17 protein-coding genes are annotated in these 20,622 nt (G+C 46.4%); 10 read left to right on the forward strand and 7 right to left on the reverse strand.

Going from position 1 to position 20,622, the window contains the following annotated elements:
* Positions 1 to 8 precede the first annotated feature (8 nt).
* Positions 9 to 944: a DUF368 domain-containing protein gene (locus tag R3P39_RS10045; protein ID WP_336567254.1), complete on the reverse strand. Its 936-nt coding sequence runs from the start codon at positions 942 to 944 to the stop codon at positions 9 to 11.
* Positions 945 to 1,226: 282 nt separating this feature from the next.
* Between R3P39_RS10045 and R3P39_RS10050 the strand changes: the two genes are divergently transcribed.
* A complete protein-coding gene (locus R3P39_RS10050; protein ID WP_336567255.1) occupies positions 1,227 to 2,081 on the forward strand; it encodes a DUF3530 family protein in 855 nt (284 codons plus the stop codon).
* A gap of 9 nt (positions 2,082 to 2,090) precedes the next feature.
* On the opposite strand, the gene djlA is transcribed toward R3P39_RS10050, so the two are convergent.
* From djlA to R3P39_RS10065, 3 genes are read right to left on the reverse strand one after another with little or no spacing between them, the layout of a single operon-like run.
* Positions 2,091 to 2,930, reverse strand: a complete 840-nt coding sequence (djlA, locus tag R3P39_RS10055; protein WP_336567256.1) for a co-chaperone DjlA — start codon at positions 2,928 to 2,930, stop codon at positions 2,091 to 2,093.
* Between the two features lies 1 nt (position 2,931).
* Positions 2,932 to 3,615, reverse strand: a complete 684-nt coding sequence (gene murU, locus R3P39_RS10060; RefSeq protein WP_336567257.1) for an N-acetylmuramate alpha-1-phosphate uridylyltransferase MurU — start codon at positions 3,613 to 3,615, stop codon at positions 2,932 to 2,934.
* Positions 3,616 to 3,618: 3 nt separating this feature from the next.
* Positions 3,619 to 4,620 carry an aminoglycoside phosphotransferase family protein gene (locus R3P39_RS10065; RefSeq protein WP_336567259.1) on the reverse strand — a complete coding sequence of 334 codons (1,002 nt, stop codon included), beginning with the start codon at positions 4,618 to 4,620 and terminating at the stop codon, positions 3,619 to 3,621.
* A 112-nt stretch (positions 4,621 to 4,732) separates the two neighbouring features.
* Between R3P39_RS10065 and lptD the strand changes: the two genes are divergently transcribed.
* The 7 genes from lptD (at position 4,733) to R3P39_RS10100 (ending at position 13,549) form a co-directional block, all read left to right on the forward strand.
* A complete protein-coding gene (gene lptD / locus R3P39_RS10070; protein WP_336567260.1) occupies positions 4,733 to 6,979 on the forward strand; it encodes an LPS assembly protein LptD in 2,247 nt (748 codons plus the stop codon).
* Positions 6,980 to 6,994: 15 nt separating this feature from the next.
* A complete protein-coding gene (surA, locus tag R3P39_RS10075) occupies positions 6,995 to 8,287 on the forward strand; it encodes a peptidylprolyl isomerase SurA (protein ID WP_336567262.1) in 1,293 nt (430 codons plus the stop codon).
* Positions 8,288 to 8,291: 4 nt separating this feature from the next.
* The gene (gene pdxA / locus R3P39_RS10080) at positions 8,292 to 9,284 is read left to right on the forward strand and encodes a 4-hydroxythreonine-4-phosphate dehydrogenase PdxA (protein ID WP_336567264.1); all 993 of its coding nucleotides are present in this window, start codon (positions 8,292 to 8,294) and stop codon (positions 9,282 to 9,284) included.
* On the forward strand, positions 9,281 to 10,087 hold the full coding sequence (gene rsmA, locus R3P39_RS10085; RefSeq protein WP_336567265.1) for a 16S rRNA (adenine(1518)-N(6)/adenine(1519)-N(6))-dimethyltransferase RsmA: 807 nt from the start codon (positions 9,281 to 9,283) through the stop codon (positions 10,085 to 10,087). Before pdxA ends, rsmA begins: the two co-directional genes overlap by 4 nt.
* Positions 10,071 to 10,460, forward strand: a complete 390-nt coding sequence (gene apaG, locus R3P39_RS10090) for a Co2+/Mg2+ efflux protein ApaG (RefSeq protein WP_336567266.1) — start codon at positions 10,071 to 10,073, stop codon at positions 10,458 to 10,460. The genes rsmA and apaG overlap by 17 nt, the downstream gene beginning before the upstream one ends.
* 64 nt (positions 10,461 to 10,524) lie before the next feature.
* Entirely contained in the window at positions 10,525 to 11,322 is a 798-nt protein-coding gene (locus R3P39_RS10095) for a symmetrical bis(5'-nucleosyl)-tetraphosphatase (protein ID WP_336567267.1), read from the forward strand.
* Positions 11,323 to 11,533: 211 nt separating this feature from the next.
* Complete coding sequence (locus R3P39_RS10100; RefSeq protein WP_336567268.1) at positions 11,534 to 13,549, forward strand: methyl-accepting chemotaxis protein; 2,016 nt, start codon at positions 11,534 to 11,536, stop codon at positions 13,547 to 13,549.
* A gap of 95 nt (positions 13,550 to 13,644) precedes the next feature.
* Here the strand turns inward: R3P39_RS10100 and tkt are convergent, their stop codons facing one another.
* On the reverse strand, positions 13,645 to 15,636 hold the full coding sequence (gene tkt, locus R3P39_RS10105; protein ID WP_336567269.1) for a transketolase: 1,992 nt from the start codon (positions 15,634 to 15,636) through the stop codon (positions 13,645 to 13,647).
* Positions 15,637 to 16,017: 381 nt separating this feature from the next.
* Here tkt and metK point away from each other — a divergent pair, with 381 nt between their 5' ends.
* On the forward strand, positions 16,018 to 17,169 hold the full coding sequence (metK, locus tag R3P39_RS10110; RefSeq protein ID WP_336567271.1) for a methionine adenosyltransferase: 1,152 nt from the start codon (positions 16,018 to 16,020) through the stop codon (positions 17,167 to 17,169).
* A gap of 47 nt (positions 17,170 to 17,216) precedes the next feature.
* Here the strand turns inward: metK and R3P39_RS10115 are convergent, their stop codons facing one another.
* On the reverse strand, positions 17,217 to 18,062 hold the full coding sequence (locus R3P39_RS10115; RefSeq protein WP_336567272.1) for an HDOD domain-containing protein: 846 nt from the start codon (positions 18,060 to 18,062) through the stop codon (positions 17,217 to 17,219).
* Between the two features lie 118 nt (positions 18,063 to 18,180).
* Positions 18,181 to 19,701, reverse strand: a complete 1,521-nt coding sequence (locus R3P39_RS10120) for a CYTH and CHAD domain-containing protein (RefSeq protein WP_336567273.1) — start codon at positions 19,699 to 19,701, stop codon at positions 18,181 to 18,183.
* A 296-nt stretch (positions 19,702 to 19,997) separates the two neighbouring features.
* Here R3P39_RS10120 and R3P39_RS10125 point away from each other — a divergent pair, with 296 nt between their 5' ends.
* Entirely contained in the window at positions 19,998 to 20,609 is a 612-nt protein-coding gene (locus R3P39_RS10125) for a TIGR04211 family SH3 domain-containing protein (protein WP_336567275.1), read from the forward strand.
* Positions 20,610 to 20,622: the final 13 nt, after the last annotated feature.

The raw sequence follows: 20,622 nt of genomic DNA on the forward strand, positions 1-20,622 counted from the left end.
GCCGTTTTTTAATAGCGCTGAGAAATTTTCTCTATGGCGAGAATAAGCGCCAAACCGGCGACCGCCAGCAGCACACAAGCAAGGGTTTGCGGTGCTTGGCCATAAATCTCGCTGTACTGCCATGGCCAAATGTTTGCTTGAGTCAGCGGTTTTTCTACGCCACTGGAATTAACATAGGTGGTGAGTACCTGCTTCCATGGCCACAAAAGGTTTAAGGAACCAATTAAAAACCCCGACAACAGCGCAAAAGTCACTTGTTCATAGTGCTTAAATAGCCAACTTAGCAACCGCGAAAACGACATTAAGCCAACCACACAGCCCAATAAAAATAAACCAATCAGCAATATTTGTAACTGGGTTACTGCCAACAGCACATGGCCATACATGCCCAGTAACAGCAAAATAAAGCTGCCTGAGATCCCCGGTAAAATCATGGCACAAATGGCAATGGTGCCAGATAAGAAGAACATCATGGGTGAAGCCTGGGCTTCTGCGGGCGAGAGCGAGGTAATGATAAAGGCAATCACAGCCCCGATAACACAAGCACTGATATTTACTAACCGCCAACGCGTCACTTGTTTTGCTACGTGAATAAACGACGCCACAATTAGGCCAAAAAAGAACGACCACACCAACAACTGATAATTAGCGAGTAAGTAAGTAATAACTTTCGCCAATGAAGCTGCGCTGACAATTAAGCCAGAGAATACCGCAGTTAAAAAGTTGCCATCGATGTGCTGCCAAGTTGCTTTCACCCCTTGTTGTTTGAGCAGCCGCAAGGCCTCTAAATCAACACTTTTTATCGCCGCTAAGAAACGCGCGTAAATTCCGGTAATAAAAGCAATGGTTCCACCAGAAACCCCAGGGACTACGTCAGCAGCGCCCATTCCAGCCCCCTTCAGAAACATCCAGAGATAGTCGCGTTTGCTATCTTGATACTGCACTCATGCTCTCCTTTGTATTTTTATGGCGCTAATCTTACCGTAATTTCACGCTAAATAGCGACCGCTAAAGCTTTTCACTTCGTTGCCGATAATTAATATCAACCCGCATTAATACTTGCTCAATTTGAGGGAGTAAATCTGACGCTAACTGCGCTAAAAATTTCTTATTTAGAACAACTAAATAGCAAAATTTTTGCCTGGTTATCGACACATTTTCTTGCCTCAAATAGACCACTTAATTAAGCGAGTTGATATTATCATGTTTGTGGATGCTATTACGTTATGATTATCATCGTTTTCTTATTTATTGTCTGGGGTTTATGTGGCACCGCCCTAGCTGCTGAGCACATTAATCCGCCGCCACTTGAGCATTTTTACCAACAAGATGCCGAACGTTTTTATGAGTCCTCTGAGCTGTTAACATTGCAATCAGAGGGCGAGGATTTTTATGTTTTTCATCAGCCCTACATGGCAGCCGCCAAAGCTGGGACAGTGGTATTAATCCCCGATATGCTAGCGCCGCCACTCAACAGCAGTGGCATTAGCTTTTTAGCCCAGCGCTTAAGTGATGACGGCTTTGACACCTATACCATTAGCGCTCCAGGGGTAAGCAGCAGTGCTGATATTTTGCCCCCAGATCTAGGTGCTCAGGCTCCTGAAGAAAATCAGCAAGCAGGCAACAAAGTACTTACTGGCGTCAGTGAGCGCAACCTTGATGACTACAAAACCGCCCTAATTAGCCGCTTTGAAGCGCTCTACAACACCCTTAGCAAAAGCCCAGAAGAGCAACTGGTGGTGGTGGCCTTTGGTAACAGCGCGGGCGTATTTGTAGAGCACTTAGCTACCTTACCGAGCTTGCAAATCGATGCGGTGACGGTAATAAGTCCACAACTGCCTAATGCCGCCCGACAAAAGCACCTTGCTGCAAACTTATCTTTGGTGAGCCCAGCATTACTGGATATCTATTATTCTTTTGACAACCCCAGTGTGGTCGACAGCACCAACATGAGAAAGCGTTGGGCGCTGCGTAATAATAAATACGACTACCGCCAACGCGAGCTATTTGGGGTTAAAACCGATCCGCTTCAGCATCAACGTTTACGCAAAGAGTTGCTGGGCTTTTTACGGGTACTTTAGGTTGCCGCCTTAGGCGCTTGCTTTTTTAAGGTACTCGTAAGCGCTTTGAATATCTTGGCTCTTGCGTTTAGCCACTTCCATCATGTGCTCTGGCAGGCCTTGCGATACCAATTTATCGGGGTGGTGTTGCGCCATCAATTTGCGATATGCCTTTTTAATTTCGCGTTCACTGGCGCCTTCACTTAACCCCAGCACCGCTAAAGCTTGAGTGCGACTCAAGCCCGGATCGGCAGCAGCTTGGCGTTGACCACTGTGGCGTTGCCCTTGCCCTGTTGCATTCGAGCGACGGAATTCAAACTCAGCTTGGTAACGCTTTAATAAAAATAAGAAGTGCGTTTCAGCAAAGCCTAAAGATTTTGCCACTTGCTTAAGTAAAGTTTTCTCAGCATCGGAAACGTGGCCATCACAAAACGCCATTTGAATTTGAATTTCTAAAAACAGCTGGCGTAAATCATAACGCCGAGCAAAAGCTTCTTTGAAGTCGCCCACCGCTTCTTTAATCGAAAAGTCAGCTGCTTTTCCGGCATTGAAGGCACGTTGTGCTTCGCGGCGCTCTTCCCCTTCAAGTCCCATTTCGGTCATAAATGCTGATGCGGCTTGAATATGAATTTCACTGACGCGACCATTTGACTTGGCAATATGTCCCATTACCGCAAAGCAACTAGAGAAAAACAGCGCCTGACGCTCATGAAGGTCTTCCCCTTTCATAAACCCTTGAAAGCCGCCTACTTTGTCAAAGTCTTGCTTTAAACCACGGTCAAATAAGTGCCCCAGATAAAAGCCTAGAATCGCGCCTAACCAGCGCCCAAATAAGAACCCAAAAATGGTACCGAGTAACTTACCCCACATGCTAACCTCTTCCTACTTTGTCATTTATCAACGCCAAACGCTCTGGGGTGCCAATATCATCCCACTGACCAAGATACAGCTCGGTTGAGACGCAATGATTATTAAGGCCTTCTGCAAGCATAGGGCCCAGCTTTAAAAACTCAGCCGTGTGATGGCCAAAAAAATCGCGATGATACTTACCTATGCCAGCAAAGGTGTACTTATTACTGTTCAGTGGCTGATGCGCCAGCGCAAAGTCGCCATCAGGGTTATGTGCTGGGTTTTCCACCAACACAATATGCGCTAAACATTCGCCTGGGGTATCACTGCCCAACTGCAAAGCAGTTAAACTGCTGCAGTCATAGTCCGTGAACACATCGCCATTAATCACCACAAACTGGTCACTGTCTTGGCATAATAACGGCAAGGCTTTTATAATCCCACCTGCAGTCTCCAACCCCCCTTCGGGCTCCTGACTATAACTAATAGTGACACCAAACGCGCTGCCATCACCAAAATAGTCTTTAATGGCTTCGCCCTGCCATGCCAAATTAATCACCACCTCGTCAATGCCGGCATCACGTAAACCTTGCAGGTGGTGCTCTATTAGCGGTCGACCAGCGACCTCCAACATGGGTTTAGGCTTGCTTGCGGTCAACGGCATCATGCGTTTGCCTCGCCCCGCGGCTAATATCATTGCTTTCATGTGTTAACGCTTTGTTTGAGTCAGTTTTACTGCCACTTGAGGCATTATGTCATTTTCGATCCAGCTTGCAAGCCATTGAAAGCTTTCGTGCTTTTTAGACACATCGAGAATGTATTGCAGTGTTGGCTGAATATTGTCGAGGTAACCTGCCTTGCCGTCCCGTTGTAATAGCCGAGTAAAAATCCCCGCCGCTTTTAAGTGGCGCTGAATACCAGTAATATCAAAGTAAAACTGATACTCATGGTAGGTCATGTCAGCCAGTAGCTGAGCGTCTTGCAGTAGCTGATAGCTGTATTGTTGTAACTGGGCAAATTGTTCCGCCGGTAATCGCGTATAACAATCTCGCAGTAATGACACGGCATCGTAAGTGACAGGCCCGGTGACCGCATCTTGATAATCAATTAGAAACCAGCGCTGCTGATGCCAAATCAGATTACGGCTATGAAAGTCACGATGCATGGTGACCTGAGGCTGTTGCAACATCAGCTTGACTAAACTCTCGCTTAATTGTTGCCATTGTACTTGTTGGTAAGGACTCAGCTCAGAGCCAAGCCACTTTTCCACCAACCAGTGACGAAAGATATCCAGCTCCATAGCAATAAAGTCCGCATCATATGGCTTCATTAAGGGATGATGAGGGGTCTTAGCAATGGCAGGGATCTGCTGTAATAAGGCTTGATAGTCAGCGTTAACACTGTCGAGTTCAAGGCGGTCGGCAAGGTGCTCGGTACCCAAGTCTTGCAGTAGCAATAAGCCATTGCTACTGTCTTCGGCAATAATCTTTGGAACATTCAGCCCGTGCTGAGCAAAATGTTGAGTCAGTTCAACGAACACAGTATTGTCGAGTTTATCGGTTGGGCTTTGCATTAAAACCCAAGCATGTTGGCCTTGCCAGACACGAAAATAACGCCGAAAACTGGCATCTGAGGTGATCGCTTGGTAACGGTAGTCGCGGCCGCCTAAAGCCGACTGTAAAAAGACATCAATGGCCGTTGGATTATTCATGAGGTCGTTGTCACACCTTGTTGTTGTAATTGTGTAAATGCTACTGTATTTCGGACCGTTTTCATTTATCATGAGCAGTCTAATCGTAAACGCTTGGCAAATAGGTTATTAAATGCGCAAAATTTGGGGCTTAGCTGTATTTTCGTTATGTCATACTGCAGCTTTTGCTAATACGAACATTGTCGCCGCACAATGTAAAGACTATATGCGACCAGCGAGCTGGAAGCCAGTCGCCGATCTGCCCCAAGGTGCTATTGATATTGTTGCCAATGACGTAGAGCTACAAGGCGTAGACAGCGCCGAATTTTCAGGCAATGTGGTGATTAACTCAAAGACCATGAGTCTTGAAGCTAAGCGTGCGCTTATTGACAAAAAAGAAGGCCTGTTAAGTGCTTCAGGGCCACTGCTGTATCGTGATAAATTTACCAAAGTCAACAGTAACGGTTTGTTTGCCGACCTCAATGCTAACACGATTAGCTTGCTTGGTGCTGAATACGAGTTAACCGAGCAACGCGGCCGCGGTGGTGCGGAAAAACTCTACGCCGCTGATAATCAAATCTCATTACAAAATTCGAGCTTTACTACCTGCCCAAGCACTGAGCCATTTTGGCAAATTGAAGCCAGTAACATAGTGTTGTCACGCGAAGATGGTTGGGGCAAAACTTACAACACCGTATTCAAAATTATGGATACTCCGGTGATTTATTTACCATACTTCACCTTTCCCATTGATGACAGACGTAAATCTGGGTTACTCACACCCACCATTTCCAGTTCCAATAAATTTGGTTTAGAGTTAATTACGCCTTATTACCTCAATATTGCCCCTAACTATGATGCCACTTTTTCGCCGCGCTACATGGCCAATAAAGGGTTGCAGCTGATCACTGAGTTTCGTTACTTAACCGAACAGCACCGTGGTAAAGTCGCCGTTGAATATTTACATAAAGACGATTCTGAGCCGCAACTGGATGAGCGTTATTTAGTTAACTGGCAGCAAAAAAGCTACCTATCTGAGCAGTGGCGTGCCTATGTTGATATTACTAACGTCAGTGACGATAACTACTTAACCGACTTGTCATCAGACTATGCCAATGACACCGATACTCAACTCTATCGCACTGCCAGTTTAAGCTACTTGGGCGAGTCGTGGCTCATCGATATGAAGCTACAAGATTTTGAGGTGCTGGGCGACCATGTTGAGTCTTACACGGCGCTGCCACAAATTCGTTTTAGCACCCGAGACGGCTATGAAATGCTGGGATTGGATTGGAACTTTGATGGTGAGTTCGCGCACTTTAAGAACGACAGCTTAACCATTACCGATGCTACTCGCTTACACCTCGAGCCTAGAGTGTCGTTTTCACGTAATGAATACGCTTGGTCATTTACCTCTGAGGCACGATTACTGCACACTCGCTACCAGCAAGAAGGCGACTTTATTAACAGCGACTACCAAAAGTCAGTGAGCCGCACCTTGCCTAGCGTTAGACTGCATGGTCAATTAAACTTTGAACGCAACACGGCTTTTTTCTTTGATGAGGGCACGCAAACATTAGAGCCACAGCTGCAGTATTTGTATACTCCACACCGCGAGCAAAGCCAAATAGGCTGGTACGACACCACCAAGCTGCAAGATGACTTCGTGGGGTTATTTAGAGCAAGACGTTACTCAGGCTATGACCGCATTGCCCAAGCCAATCAATTTACCCTTGGTGCCACCACCCGTATTTATGATGACACCAACGTTGAACGCTTTAATTTCAGCGCTGGTCAAATCATCTATTTAGAATCGTCTGTAAAGCCAACTGCACAGTTACTCAGTGACGAGACTAACTACAATGCACTGTTTGCAGCCGAAACCATGTTACATTGGCACAAACGTTGGTACCTTTCAGGTGGCGTACAATACGACGCTGACAGCAAGGAACTGGTACAATCACACTTTACCTTAGACTACAAAGGCGATGATAATCAATTAGTACAATTGAACCATCGCTACGTTAATGAGGTCTCAGACTACGAAATCGACCAAGTCGGTCTATTCACCAGTTTACCAATTGACGAAAACTGGCAGTTTGTTGCAAGCTATCACCGCGACATGACAGCAGATAGAAGTGTAGAGTCATTTGTTGGCATACAATATCAGTCGTGTTGCTGGGCGATTCAGTTAACTGCAAACCGTCAAATTGAAACCGATTTAAACCAAACACTGAACCATGATGAAGCAGTGTTTGATTCTGGCTTCAGCCTGAAATTTGTTCTTTCAGGACTGGGAAGTCAAAGCAGTGGTGATGCGAGTAAGCTCCTTCAACAGGGGATTTTTGGCTACCGTAGACCGTATTTTTTGAATAAATAGAATTTAGAAAGCCGTATGAATTTAAAAAAGTTGTTATTAGCTGCGTCATTGAGCGTTAGTTTGTTATCTCCGGCACATGCCGAGCGAGTAAAATTAGATAGCGTCGTTGCCACCGTCAACGAAGGCGTGATCCTAGAAAGCGAAGTTGAACAAATCATCAACCGTGTAAAAGAGCAGGCAGAGCAACAAGGTACAAAATTGCCCAGTGAAAAAACCTTACGCTTGCAGGCCATCGATAAGCTTATTGAGCAATCGTTGATGTTACAACTGGGTGAGCGTATGGGCGTGCAGATCTCCGATGCTCAATTGGACCAAACCTTGGCTAACATTGCCCGCGAGCAAGGTGCCACTATCGCCGATATGCGTCGTACCATTGAAGCCACAGGGGAAAGCTTTCAAGCCTATCGCGAAGATATTCGTAAAGAAATTACCGTGAGCCAAGTGCGACGCGCTAACGTTGACCGTCGTATTTATATCAGTCCACAAGAAGTCGCTAATTTGCAAAAAATCATCAGCGAGCAAGAAGGTGGCGGTGAAGAATACGATATTGGCCATATCTTAATTAAAATTCCTAGCAAAGCGAGTCCTGAAGAAGTTGAGGATGCCCGCGAGCGCGCCGATAACGTAATCAAGTTTTTGCGTGAAGGCAAAGACTTCAAACGCATCGCCATTGCTTCTTCAAGTGGTTCAAAGGCACTTGATGGTGGTCAACTAGGTTTTATGAGCATTAATGAAATGCCAACGCTGTTTGCTGAAGCAGTCAAAGGCGCGAAGAAAGAAGAAATCGTCGGCCCACTGCGCTCTGGTGCCGGCTTCCACATCTTGAAAGTACAAGATATCCGCGGTCGAGAAGTGGTTGAAACGGTAGAAATGCGCTCGCGCCATATTCTGATTAAACCATCGATTATTCTCAGTGAAGAAAAGGCCAAGTCTATGCTAGCTGGGTTTGTTAAAGATCTTCGCGCTGGCAAAGCCGACTTTGCCGAGCTTGCCAAAGAATATTCGGAAGACCCAGGTTCGGCACTAAAAGGTGGCGAATACGATTGGACTGATCCAACTACCTATGTGCCTGCGTTTAGAGACACATTGATGTCATTGGACAAAAATGAAATCAGTGAGCCATTCAGAAGCTCTTTCGGTTGGCATATTGTGCAACTGCTAGACAAGCGTGTGGCAGACAAAACTGAACAGGCAAAAATGAACCGTGCTCACCGCCTGCTATTTAATCGTAAATTTAAAGAAGAAAGCTTTAAATGGATTAAAGAAATGCGTGAACAAGCACATATCCAAATCATGACGGCGGAATAATACCATGACGCTTAGAATCGCAATCACACCGGGCGAGCCGGCGGGCATTGGCCCCGATCTGGTGATCAAACTGGCTCAACATGAGTGGCCTGCGCAACTGGTTGCGGTTGCCGATAAAAGCATCTTAGAAAAGCGCGCTCAAGAACTTGGTGAGCAGATAACCTTGCTGCCATTTGATGAAACCGCGGCGCCCACGGTGGCGCCTGCAGGGTCGCTTTATTACCTGCAAGTGGATAAAGGCGCAGAGGTGGTTGCTGGCCAACTGGATGACGCCAATGGCTTATACGTATTAGAAACGCTTAGAATCGCTTCGGAAAAGAACATGGACGGCACTTTTGCCGCCGTAGTGACCGGTCCGGTGCATAAAGGCATCATCAACCAAGCCGGCATCTCTTTCAGTGGCCATACCGAATATTTTGCGCAGCAGTCTGACACCGCCGATGTAGTTATGCTGTTAGCCACCCAAGGTCTGCGTGTTGCTTTGGTCACCACCCACATTCCTCTGGCTTACGTTGCTAAGGCCATTACCCCAGAGCGCTTAACCAAGGTGATTAATATTCTTAATCACGATTTACAGACCAAATTTGGCATTGAACAGCCAAAGGTCTTAGTATGTGGTCTTAACCCCCATGCTGGTGAAGGCGGTCATTTAGGTCGTGAAGAAATTGAAGTGGTTGAACCCACTCTAGAAATGCTTAATAACCAAGGCATGAATTTAGTTGGGCCACTGCCGGCGGACACCCTATTTCAAGCGAAATACCTAGATAATGCCGATGCCGTGCTGGCAATGTATCACGATCAAGGTTTACCTGTGTTAAAATATAAAGGATTTGGTAACTCAGTGAACATTACCTTAGGCCTTCCTTTTGTTCGTACCTCGGTGGATCATGGCACCGCATTAGACTTGGCAGGCACTGGGGATGTAGAAGTGGGTAGTTTTGAATTAGCGATCCGAGAAGCAATTCAGCTCGCAACGAAAAAAGCACAGAATGCATGACAGATAAAGTACATTTAGGACACAGAGCGCGTAAACGCTTTGGTCAAAACTTTCTTCACGACAACAACATTATCGACAAGATTGTCACCGCAATAGACCCTAAACCGGAAGATAATCTGGTTGAGATTGGGCCAGGCTTAGGTGCAATCACCGAGCCGGTCTGTGACCTTAGCGGTCAGCTAACGGTTGTGGAGCTGGATAAAGATCTTGCTGAGCGCTTGATCCACCACCCGTTTTTGGGACCTAAGCTAACGGTACACCAAGGCGATGCCATGAAGTTTGATTTTGCATCGTTACTGAAAGACGGTGGTAAACTGAAGATTTTCGGTAACTTGCCTTACAATGTCTCCACTCCCTTGCTGTTCCACTTGTTCGAGTTTGCTGATGACGTAGAACACATGCACTTTATGTTGCAAAAAGAAGTGGTTAATCGCATGGTTGCCGGCCCAGGTAGTAAAGCCTTTGGTCGCTTGAGCGTGATGACGCAATATTATTGTCATGCCATTCCTGTGATTGAAGTGCCGCCTAGCTGCTTTAAACCTGCGCCGAAAGTGGACTCCGCAGTGGTACGCTTAGTGCCAAAGTCGCCGGAGCAACGCACAGCAAAAAGCACAAAAATTCTTAACACGGTGTGTTTAGAGGCGTTTAATCAGCGCCGTAAAACGTTGCGCAACAGCTTGTCTAACCTATTAACCGAAGAACAGCTTCGCGATTTAGGCATAGACCCCACACTGCGCGCAGAAAACCTGTCTCTTAATCAATTTATCAACATCGCCAATTGGATTTATGACAACGCAAACTAATATGGGCTCTCCTATCAAAGTATCGGTAGAAACCTTTTATGTTGAAGCGCAATCACAGCCAGAGAAAGACAAGTATGTGTTTGCCTACACCATCACCATTAAAAACCACAGCCTGTGTAATGCTAAGTTACACAGCCGCTACTGGCTAATCACCGATGCCAACGGCAAAGAAACTGAGGTGGAAGGTGAAGGCGTGGTGGGCGAGCAACCTACCATTCGCCCTGGAGAGAGTTACAAGTACACCAGTGGCGCTGTGTTAGACACGCCTGTGGGCACCATGGAAGGCTACTACTTGATGCGTAATGAATTTGGTAACGAGTTCAAGGCGCCGATTGATGTCTTCAGGCTTTCTTGCCCTAACATCCTGCATTAAAACACCTTAATAAATGGTGAGAGAGCCCAGAGGGCTCCCCCACCAAAATAGCACAAGGCGAGTCATGGCAAAGTATGCAATAGGCGATATTCAAGGCTGTTTTAGCCAATTAGTGACATTGCTCGATCAGGTGGATTTTAACCCCAGCCAAGATCACTTATATTGTGTTGGCGATATCATTGCCAGAGGGCCAGACTCACTGGCTTGCTTAGAGTTTTTGCATAATAACGCGGGCGCTGTAAGTATTACCTTAGGCAACCACGATTTGCACTTTTTAGCCTGCCTAGCGTTAAATAAATCACCCAACCCAAAAGATAAGCTAGCGCCGTTATTTGCCAGCCCTAAGTGCCATACCTATGCCGAGTTCCTGCGCGCTCAACCACTGGCAATTTGGCTACAAAAGCAGCAAACCTTTATTTCTCATGCCGGGCTGCACCCACACTGGAGCATTGAACAAGCCTGCGAGTACGCCAAATTTGCCGAATCGATGTATCAAGGTTCTGACGCCAAAGACTTTTATCGCCATATGTATGGTGATCACCCCACTAAGGCGCTTACTCAGCTAGAGGATAAAGATAAGTTTAAAGCCATAGTTAATACCTTTACGCGCATGCGTTTTCTCACTCCTGAGGGAGCTCTCGAGCTTAATAACAAGTCGGGGTTAGATAAAGCTGGAGGCCTAGTGCCTTGGTTTGAGCTTTGCCAACTGCCACCCCAGATGCGGGTGTTGTTTGGTCACTGGGCTGCATTAGAAGGCAAAACCAATAAACCCAACATCATCGCCTTAGACACCGGCTGTGTTTGGGGCGGGGAAATGACGTTAATGAACATCAAAACCGGCGTGTTTTATCAACAACGTTAAGCGTAATTCTATGCCGAAGCATAACTTTTGAATTTTTAAAAAGTTAAGGCACATATTTTCGATAACCAAGACTTTCCCCTTTCTGGACGTTAATTTTTGTATTACAGCCTTTTTTACTGAAATTTTTAGTCACATCTGCTATAAATACTTAACTTATCAGCAATAAAACCGATAAGTACTCATATCGCTTTGTAAATTTTGTAGGAAAGCCATGAACTTGACTGTTAGCCAACGAATTTGGGGTGGTTTTATCACCATCACCCTGTTGCTTCTTCTTATCGGGGGCAATTCTCTATTAAGAATTGCTAACATTGACAACTCTACTCAACAAGTAAATAACCTTTCACTCCCTGCACTGGCAAAAAGCTCCGAGCTTAAGGTTGAGTTTACGGTAATGAGTAAAATGGCTCAGGGTAGTTTTTATGCCCGCACTGAAGACGAGCTAGCGCAACTAAAGCAGCAGTTTGCTCAGCGCCAAAAAATATTCGATAAAACCTACTCGCAATTACAAGATGTGGTTTCAAGTGATGAGCAGTTATCGGCCAGTAGCCGCCAAGTTGGCAATAGCTACACCGCCTTTGTGAAAGCCATGAATAGCCTAGTGGCTGAAAAGTCCTCTGAGCTATCTCTTAAAAACCGTTTAAAAGATCAGCTGTTTGAGGTCGATATTGCCGCGGAAGATGCCACCATGGTTACCGTCGATATCATCGATTTAGACGGCCTTGAAGCTGCCGATCAGCGAGCCTATCAAGCAGCCACTAAGATGGAAACCAACTTTACCTCCATCGTGGCCAGCGCCAACGATATGCTTACCATACAAGACTTGAACACCCTCGAGATTATTCGCAGCGAGCAACGCTTTGTGATTGAAGAAATCGAGGGCAACATCGAGCTTATGCGAGAACCTGTCAGTAATTTAGATGATGCCCTGCTGAGTGACCTAGAAGACTATTTTAGCACCTTAAAAGAGCAGATCATTGGCAGTAATAGTATTGGCGAAAACCAAAAACGCCTAATACAGGCTCAAGAGCAAACCCGTAAGCAATTAAATGACGCTGAGAAAACCACGCAAGCGGCACTTAAACAGCTAGATGAATTACTGGCTCAGGCTAGCGACGTTGCTTTTGACCTGCAAGAGGGCGTGAGAAACGACGTAGGCACGGCTAACCTGTGGACTTGGATTGGCATGACAGTCGCCACTTTAATGGCAGTAGCTGTGGCTTACATTACCGTAAGTCGCATCACTACCCCGCTTTCTGAGGTCAACCGAGTGTTAAACATTGTGGCCAGTGGCGACATGACTCAACGTTTAGATGATTCAGCCAAAGATGAATTTGGTGAACTGTCGCGCAGCTGTAATACCCTGATCACTAGCCTACGAGAGCTTATTACCGGTATTGTTTCACGCTCTACGCAATTGGCCGCGGCGTCTGAAGAGACTTCGACCATCACCACAGAGTCAAGCCAAGCGATTAAGAACCAGCAAGCCCAAGTTGAGCAAGCGGCGACAGCAACCACAGAAATGAGCAGTACCTCTCATGGTGTGAGTAATAGTGCGCACCAAGCGTTACAAGAAATCAAAAATGCTGATAAAGAAGCGGAACGCGTTAAAGGCATTTCGCAAGAAAACAAACACACCATTGAGCAGCTTGCTCGCGAAGTAGAAGAAGCTTCAACGGTGATCAACAAGTTACACCAAGACAGCGCCTCTATTGGCGGTATTTTGGATGTTATCCGTGGTATTGCCGAGCAAACTAACTTACTGGCGCTTAACGCCGCTATTGAAGCCGCGCGTGCCGGTGAACAAGGCCGAGGCTTTGCAGTTGTGGCCGACGAAGTGCGTTCTTTGGCCAGCAAAACCCAAGAGTCGACGCAAGAAATTCAGTCGATGATTGAGTCGCTGCAGTCGGGCGCCGAAGAAGCCGTATCAGCAATGTCAAAAGGCAAACAACAGGCTGAGTCTTGTGTTACCCAAAGTGACCTTGCTGACGAAGCCCTAAATTCGATCACCACCGCCGTATCACAAGCACATGACGTCAGTGAAGAGATTGCCAGCGCCGCTAATGAGCAGCAACAAGTGGCACAAGAGATCAGTGAGCGCTTAGAGTCTATCGTGACGATTGCCGAGCAAACCGCTGAAGGCTCAAGCCAAACTTCTATCTCGAGCTCTGAAGTGGCAAAACTTGCCGAAGAACTGCGGTTATCGGTGGATCAGTTCAAGGTATAATGAATTAATCAAGCAACAAAAAACCCATGCAGTGCATGGGTTTTTTATTGCTCATTGATTCTGTCCAGCGCTAAACTGGACAGATACCATTGGCATTAGAACAAGGCATTGGCCTTTTCTACTACGTTGTCTACGGTAAAGCCAAATAGCTTGAACAGCTCGCCTGCTGGTGCTGACTCACCAAAGGTAGTCATGCCAACAATTGCGCCATTTAGGCCAACGTACTTGTACCAGAAGTCAGCAATGCCCGCTTCAATGGCAACACGACGTGTTACCGCGCTTGGCAGTACGCTTTCTTTGTACTCAGCAGATTGCGCATCGAAGACGTCAGTCGATGGCATAGACACAACACGTACCTTTTTACCGCTAGCACGAAGTTGCTCGGCTGATTCCACAGCAAGCTGTACTTCTGAACCTGTTGCAATCAAGATGATTTCTGGCTCGCCATCGCAAGACAGTACGTAGCCACCTTTCTTAATCGCTGCTACCTGCTCAGCACTGCGCGGCTGTTGCTCTAGGCCTTGACGCGTAAATACCAACGCACTTGGACCGTCTGCCCGCTCAACCGCTTGCTGCCATGCTACCGCTGATTCAACTTGGTCACATGGACGCCAGCTGGTGAGGTTTGGTGTGGTGCGAAGGTTGGCCATTTGCTCTACTGGTTGGTGAGTTGGACCATCTTCACCTAGGCCAATTGAGTCGTGAGTATAAACAAAAATACTTCTTTGCTTCATCAGTGCCGCCATGCGCACCGCATTACGAGCGTACTCCATAAACATTAGGAAAGTAGCACCGTAAGGAATAAAGCCTTTATGCAGGGCAATACCATTCATGATGGCCGACATACCAAACTCACGCACCCCATAGAAAATGTAGTTGCCTGAAGCATCTTCTGCAGTAACGCCTTTTGACTGATCCCAAAGAGTTAAGTTAGAACCTGCGAGGTCAGCAGAGCCACCCATAAACTCAGGTAAAATTGGGCCATACGCGTTTAGGGCATTTTGTGATGCTTTACGCGTCGCTGGGTTGGCAGGGTTTGCTTGTAGCTCGGCAATATACTGCTCTGTCTTTTGTGACCAATCAGCCGGTAGCTCGCCTTTCATGCGGCGCTCAAACTCGGCAGCTAGCTCAGGATAATGCGCTTGGTATTCAGTGAACTTAATCAGCCACTCGCTTTGCTGGTTTTGACCACGTGATGTTGCATCCCACTTAGCATATACATCTTCTGGTACTTCAAATGCGCCATGTTTCCAACCTAGGAATTCACGTGCTGCTTTGATTTCATCATCACCTAGCGGTGCACCGTGGCAGTCGTGGCTGCCTGATTTATTTGGTGAGCCATAACCAATGACGGTTTTACAACAAATAAGCGTCGGCTTATCCGATTCAGCTTGTGCCGCCTCAATGGCCGCTTTAATGGCGTCGCTATCGTGGCCATCCACGTCAGCAATAACATGCCAGCCATAAGACTCAAAACGTTTTGGCGTATCGTCGCTGAACCAGCCCTCAACTTCACCGTCGATTGAGATGCCATTGTCATCCCAAAATGCGATTAACTTACCTAAGCCCAATGTGCCTGCCAGTGAACAAGCTTCATGGGAAATACCTTCCATTAAACAGCCGTCGCCTAAGAAGGTGTAGGTATAGTGGTTTACAATGTCATACTCGTCGCGGTTGAACTGCGCTGCTAGTGCTTTTTCGGCAATCGCCATGCCCACTGCATTGGTGATCCCTTGGCCTAATGGACCCGTAGTGGTTTCAATACCAGGGGCGTAACCATACTCTGGGTGACCTGGGGTTTTTGAATGCAACTGACGGAAGTTTTTCAAATCGTCGATTGATAAATCATAACCAGATAAATGCAGTAGTGAATAAATCAGCATTGAACCGTGGCCGTTTGACAGCACAAAACGATCGCGGTCAAACCACTCTGGGTTGTTAGGGTTATGTTTTAAAAAGTCGCGCCAAAGTACCTCCGCGATGTCAGCCATGCCCATAGGGGCTCCAGGGTGACCAGACTTGGCCTGTTGTACTGCGTCCATGGAAAGAACGCGAATTGCATTAGCAAGTTCTTTGCGAGATGGCATGAATTCTCCTACCTTTATATGTGTTTCGCGGGATGTAATACCTAAATACCCTCGACAGGCTTATGGCCAAGCACTTCATTAGCGGACCGCTAAGCGTATTGATGTCGCTTGCTCGCGGGCTTCCTAAACAGTGAAGTGGTTTGAGGGCACTTGGGTATATCAGCCCATTCTTACTTATTTGTATGGCGATGTGCAACGGCAAAAGTCATAAAAATGGCCAAAATTCGACTTTTTGCACCGACAAAAAAAGATTAAACCATTTTGGACGTCTAGGCGTAAAATAGCTGGTCAACAATATGGTTTATTGGTTACAATACGCCCCTTAATTTTTAGCGCTGTTCCTGATGTCTGTGAAGCGCAATATTTGTGAGCATAAATACAATGGCAAAACATTTATTTACTTCTGAATCTGTTTCTGAGGGTCACCCGGATAAGATTGCCGATCAGATCTCTGATGCGGTACTCGATGCCATCCTTGAGCAAGATCCAAAAGCACGTGTTGCGTGTGAAACGTACGTAAAAACCGGCATGGTCATGGTAGGTGGCGAAGTCACCACCAGTGCTTGGGTTGATATCGAGGAACTTACTCGTAAAACCGTGCGCGAAATCGGCTACACCCACTCAGATATGGGCTTTGATGCCGATTCATGTGCAATTTTAAATACCATTGGTAAACAATCACCGGATATCAACCAAGGTGTTGATCGCGCTCGCCCAGAAGAGCAAGGCGCTGGTGACCAAGGCTTGATGTTCGGTTACGCCTGTAATGAAACCGATGTACTTATGCCGGCCCCAATCACCTATTCACACCGCTTAGTTCAGCGTCAAGCACAAGTACGTAAAGACGGTACTTTACCTTGGCTTCGTCCTGACGCTAAGTCGCAGGTCACTTTTGCTTATGAAAATGGCAAAGCAGTAGGAATTGATGCCGTTGTGCTTTCAACGCAACATTGTGATTCAGTGTCACAAGACGACTTAGTGGAAGCGGTAATGGAAACCATTATCAAGCCTACCCTACCGGCAGAGCTTATCACCGACGCCACTAAATTCTTTATCAACCCAACGGGTCGCTTCGTAATTGGTGGTCCTATGGGTGACTGTGGTCTAACTGGCCGTAAAATCATCGTTGATACCTACGGTGGTATGGCACGTCACGGTGGTGGTGCTTTCTCTGGTAAAGATCCATCAAAAGTTGACCGCTCAGCAGCATACGCAGCACGTTACGTAGCGAAAAACATCGTTGCGGCTGGGTTGGCGGATAAATGTGAGCTGCAGGTGTCTTACGCGATTGGCGTGGCTGAGCCAACTTCAATTAGCATTGAAACCTTTGGTACTGGTAAACTGGAAGAAGATCGCCTCATTGCCTTAGTACGTGAGCACTTCGACCTGCGTCCATACGGCCTGCTAAGTATGCTGAACTTAGAACGTCCAATTTACAAGCCAACGGCGGCATACGGTCACTTTGGTCGTGATGAGTTTCCGTGGGAAGCAACAGACAAAGCCGACGCTCTGCGCCAAGCTGCGGGACTGTAACCCAGCAGCGAATGAGTTTAAAAGGCGCCTATGGCGCCTTTTTTGTTTCAGTTGATAAAAAGATCATTAATGTCGTCTTTTAAATCTTGATACTCGTCCTCACTGAGGTTGAGCTCCACCATTACTCTGTCTCGAAATACATGCCAATCAGCACAACTACGAAAGTGTTTAGCTTCAAAGCAGAGGTTTTCAGCTAATTTCAACGCCGCAAAGGTTTGCCAATACTCCACCCCATGTGACTCGTCTAAATAGCTGACATCATGGTGACGTAAAATCATCTGGCAGGTTTCTTTTGGTAGGTTCCAAGAGCTGGCTAAAAAGTATCCCACCACAGTATGGGGAGCTGGATAACGCTGCTCTTCGTAATACACTAAGGTTTGTTCGGGGCGCTCAATAGAGCAAGTGAACACTTCGTTGTAGTCTGGGTATTTTACCGCCATGGCGGGTATGCCAGCATCGTGAAACAATCCCAACATCTGCAGGTTTTCAGCAGGCACGTCCGACTTTAAATAGCGCGCTATCACCATAGCAGCTTGTGAAATGTCAGCGGCGTTATCCCAAAATTGCTGCAACGAAATACAGCATTTCGACTGATCAAAGGCATTTTTCAGTAAATACCCCGTCACCAACTGGGTAATACAAGTCACCCCCAAGAACATCACAGCCTGCTTGATATCGGTGATGGTTCGGGCTAAGCCATAGGCGGGAGAGTTAATCACCTTTAATACCGCGGCTGACGCCCCAACATCCGCAGCAACAATATCAGCCACGGCAATCAGCTCAGGTTCGGGTTTTGCCAGTTCATTTTGCAGTGCTTGTAAGGTTTCTGGCTTTGCAGGTAGGTTAAAGCCACCACGCAGGTCGCTAAGCACTTTTTCATCTATATCTATCATTGGAGTACCTCAAGATGGATATAAAAAAGTGTAGCCCAGCAAAAAATAAATGTGAGAAATTAAATTAGTTTTTTGATGACATAAGCAGTGGCGTAAGCCACTGCTATAGAGTGTGTCTTTATGCCCAGTAAGGTTCGCTGTTCATCGACGATTGTCGGCTTTGCTCCATGGCACTGATGAGAAACTCGGATTTTTGCCGTAGCCATGATTGCACTTCTTGCAATGCCTCAGAGTTTTGGCTTTGGCATAGTTGGTGTAGGTACGCCAAGGTTTCTAACTCGTAAATACCATAGACAATATCAATCCATGGGGTGCGGAACGCTTTACGCGCCTCTTTATCGTACAGCTTACCTAAGCAGTTACCGCTTAACAGGGTGTTTTCCAGTTTCACCCGAACTTGCAAATAATCCTGCTGTGTTAGGGTGCTGTTTTCCGGTAACAAGGCTTTTAAATCATGCCAATCTTTATCAAACAGCTTAGCAGCAATGTCTTTTACCGAGGCTTCTGCCGCCGTCATGGCTTTTTGATCCCAGTTCTTACGCCATGCTTTATCTACTAACCAACGTGTCAGTGACAAAATTAAGCGGTTATAGCGGGTGCAGTGAAATAAGTCTTCAATGTCGGTGGCGGTGGGTTGCACGTCTTTTAAGTCATTAATGACTTGCGCCAACTCTGGGAATTGATTGAGCTTTTTATAGTAAGCATGACGCTTAGAGGTGTAAGTTTTAAGGTGGATGGCGTTTTCAACCCACGCAAGTTCTGACAATAGCCACTTCAATTCATTGCGAATGTGTTCGGTGGAGCTCTTGTCTACAATGTCGTCGAATAACCAAAATGCATGGCGGATCAAGGCAATGCCGTCAATCACGCGCTTCAATGTGCGTAAACTTGCTTTGTTAAAGTAACATTGCTCATGCTTTTGCACGAACTGAATGCCATAGCTCACTGCTGCAATTAAGGCCTGCTCTTGCGTGACGTTTTGCTCCAGTGGCACAAAACCAATAAAGCGATCGGACTTTAATGGTTTGTCGTCGGCGATGCGATAGCCTCTGGCCGCCTTAGAATAAAGCCCTAAGCGCATACCAGCTTGTTTAATGAGATGATCGGCCAGTAAAAATAAATCTTCTCGGCTGCCTTCAACCAACTCGATTTCCATTTCGTTAATGGCTTCAACTTGGCCATTGGCAGCAATTTCACCCTTGTCTAACACCACTTCAATCTGGCTTCCTGAATCGGTTTCAATTAACCAGGTGCGGCGAATAAAGTTGGTGCTAAAAATCGGGTAAATGTTGTCGGCTATGGACTCCAACTGCATACCATGGGGCCAAATATTGGCATCAAAAGCATGGAGATCAGGACGGCCTGACTGAATAGGTAAGTTGTACTCGGGGCGCTGATGGAGCCCACCAACGACCTCCCCTGCCAGTTTTATAGTTTGTTCACAGTCATCATTACAACAACGCGTTCTTAACCCTATGTCTAACGCTCGTAACTCACGATTTGGGGTATCGAAATACGCATTGGTAAGGTTTTTCGCAGGCTTGTTGGTGACCGTTTTTGCAAACTGGGTAATTAGTGCAGGGATCCGCGGAACTTCATTATCTGAAACCAAGAATTTCAGTTCTATTTCAGTATCCATTAGGGCTTTGTTTTACCTATTTGTCTAAGGGAGGATCAAAATATACAAAGGTGACGGGCTTTGCAATCTTTTTATCCGATAGAAATGACCATTAATATGAGTCAAATCAATAAGCATGGCAGCCCTATTGTCACTTTGATTCTAATAGGGCGTTGGCACTTAGCTTAAAAGCACAATAAAATTATTCAGTTACCTGCTGTTGCGATGGCCATAAAGGCAACTAGCTCTTGCTATTAAGCGGCGAAATCCCTACTATTTTGTTAACTTTACGTCCGAAAAGAATAAAAGGCCAACGCATGTTCAACTTAAAGCAATTTTTCATTGCGAGCCTGTTCTTCAGTTGCTTTACTGCTTTTGCTGAGGAACCTGCGCAAACCAGCACCACAGAAGGTGCAAATCCAAACGGCTATATAAGTGACGACTTATACATTTTTATGCACACCGGTCCGAGCAAAAACTATCGCATTTTAGGCTCGGTAGATGCCGGCACGCCGATTACCATTATGAGCGGTGCCGAAGATGGTTTTGTCCAAATTAAAGATGACAAAGCACGTGAAGGCTGGGTTGAGAGCAAATTTATTACCACTGAGCCGGGGCTAAAACAACAACTAGAGTCGGTTAACCAAACCTTAGTAGACACTCAGGAAGCGCTCAATCAAGCGCAACAACAACTGCCAGTGCTGCAACAAAACAACACCAACCTACTGGCTGAAAACGCCGCACTGCAAGACACCATTGATGGCCTAGAGCAACAGCTTGAAGAAGAGCGTCAGATGCAGCAGCAAAAAGTACAAAAAGAACAGCACTTATTGCTTACTTATGGTGGTGGTATTGGTATTGGTGGCATTATTATCGGAGTGATTTTAACGCTGTTTTTATCGCGTCGACGCCGCTACGACGGATGGTAACCACAGCATTAAG

This window comes from Pseudoalteromonas sp. UG3-2, from assembly GCF_037120705.1.
Classification (GTDB): Bacteria; Pseudomonadota; Gammaproteobacteria; order Enterobacterales; family Alteromonadaceae; genus Pseudoalteromonas.